Source organism: Streptomyces sp. NPDC057428 (assembly GCF_042803195.1).
In the GTDB taxonomy this organism is placed as follows: domain Bacteria; phylum Actinomycetota; class Actinomycetes; order Streptomycetales; family Streptomycetaceae; genus Streptomyces.
Map to the genome: position 1 here is coordinate 1 of NZ_JBHVCT010000220.1, position 1442 is coordinate 1442.

Annotated in this window: 3 protein-coding genes; all 3 read right to left on the minus strand. The window is 65.7% G+C overall.

Features of this window, described 5'->3' with window-relative positions:
• Window positions 1-314: 314 nt before the first annotated feature.
• From ACFU5K_RS31855 to ACFU5K_RS31865, 3 genes are read right to left on the minus strand one after another with little or no spacing between them, the layout of a single operon-like run.
• The gene (locus ACFU5K_RS31855) at window positions 315-605 is read right to left on the minus strand and encodes a hypothetical protein (RefSeq protein WP_384068221.1); all 291 of its coding nucleotides are present in this window, start codon (window positions 603-605) and stop codon (window positions 315-317) included.
• A gap of 29 nt (window positions 606-634) precedes the next feature.
• Window positions 635-1000: a hypothetical protein gene (locus tag ACFU5K_RS31860; RefSeq protein WP_384068224.1), complete on the minus strand. Its 366-nt coding sequence runs from the start codon at window positions 998-1000 to the stop codon at window positions 635-637.
• A 28-nt stretch (window positions 1001-1028) separates the two neighbouring features.
• Complete coding sequence (locus ACFU5K_RS31865) at window positions 1029-1223, minus strand: type II toxin-antitoxin system Phd/YefM family antitoxin (protein ID WP_024490776.1); 195 nt, start codon at window positions 1221-1223, stop codon at window positions 1029-1031.
• Window positions 1224-1442: the final 219 nt, after the last annotated feature.

The following is a 1442-nucleotide window of genomic DNA, read 5'->3' on the forward strand; positions in this document are numbered from 1 at the left end:
GGAATGCTCCACAAGACCGGCCGCGCGACCTACACCCTCGCCACCTGACGAACCCCCTTGACAGCCCCGCCGATCAGCAAACTTCGCGGCCTTGGTTCTTGGGCCGCCAGAGGGGACCTGAACTGGGGTTTCGCAGCGGGCAGGTGGATGGCTCCCGGTCTCTGGGAGCCGTATCTGACCGCAGTTGTCCGCTCTGCTGGGCACGGATGGGGCACGTCGACTGTGGGGCATCAGTCTGAGGTTCTGTGCTGGAGCGGGTGACGGAAATTGGAACGGGAGCCACCTGTGCTGCAGACGCTCCGGTGGCGCAGACGTCAGGCCCAGAAGGCTTCGGTGACGACGATCTGGGGATCGGCGTGGCGCCGCATGAAGGTGTAGATGAGCCAGCCGCGTCCGCCGGCCAGGTCCACGATGTGGGGGCCGCCGGGGCTTGTGGAGGCCAGAGGTCGGACGGTCATCCAGTGTGGGGGCCAGGCATCGGCGTCGATCCCCCGGAAGTACGGGTCTTCGGCCGTGATCAGATCCGCACGGGCACTCATGATCAGGTCACTGCCGTCGGCGGGCATGTTCTGGAAGTCGTGCTGCGCCTGCTTCGTCCAGTCCATTTGCCAAGGCGGCCGGAGTGGTTCGTCGATCACTCTCCGGGCTTCCTCTCAGCGGCCTCGTGCCGGAGGCGGCTGTACTCCTCCAGGAGTCGGAGGGACTCCTCGGGGTCCTCGGACTTGGCGGCGCGGGCTTCGAGGTCGCGAAGGTGCGAGTCGAGGACGGGATTCCGCGCGATGGCGTACTGCGTCCACCACAGGCGCATGAAGGCGGGCACGGGCGTGATGCTGAAGGCGTCGCCGATGACGCGCTTCCAGTGCGCCTCAAAGTCCGGGAGGAGGTGCGGAGCGTGTTCCTGAATCGCCAACCGAATTGCTTGAGGCGTGTGTTCGGGCATGGGCGGCAACCGAAGGGGTTTCCCCTCGTACCCATCGAAGTGGAGTGCGTGGGCGGGCATGGTTCGTGCTCCTTGGTGTGGGGGTGGGTCAGGCCGCCTCGTGTCGGTCCTCGTGTGGCTGGCGCCCGCGGGCCATCTGCTCGAACCACTCGGCCGGCACCAGGTAGGCGACCGTCTTCCCCTTGCGGGTGATGGCGGCGGCCTCACCGGCGATCCGGGTCCGATCCAGGATCTCGCCCATCCCCTTGCGCAGGTCGATGGTTGTGTACGTCTTCGTCTCCATATGCTGAAGCATATAGCAACTATCATAGTTGACATACGTGCCCGTGGGGTGCGATGGCGGGTGGAAGCCAACGGGCACGTCGGATGCAGAGCGGGCTCGGGGTGCCTGATCGGGCTTATGGCAATGGGTGCGGCTCCTTTCGGGGGAAGGTCGTTGATCAGGCGCCGAGTTGGTAGTTGTGCTGGTCGGGGTAGGTGCGCTGATGTTCGCGGGTGTGGT

What these genes read in the sequence shown, in the direction of transcription:
- ACFU5K_RS31855 (WP_384068221.1), bottom strand. Translation starts at nt 605, where the DNA reads ATGGACTGGACGAAGCAGGCGCAGCACGACTTCCAGAACATGCCCGCC.
- ACFU5K_RS31860 (WP_384068224.1), bottom strand. Translation starts at nt 1,000, where the DNA reads ATGCCCGCCCACGCACTCCACTTCGATGGGTACGAGGGGAAACCCCTT.
- ACFU5K_RS31865 (WP_024490776.1), bottom strand. Translation starts at nt 1,223, where the DNA reads ATGGAGACGAAGACGTACACAACCATCGACCTGCGCAAGGGGATGGGC.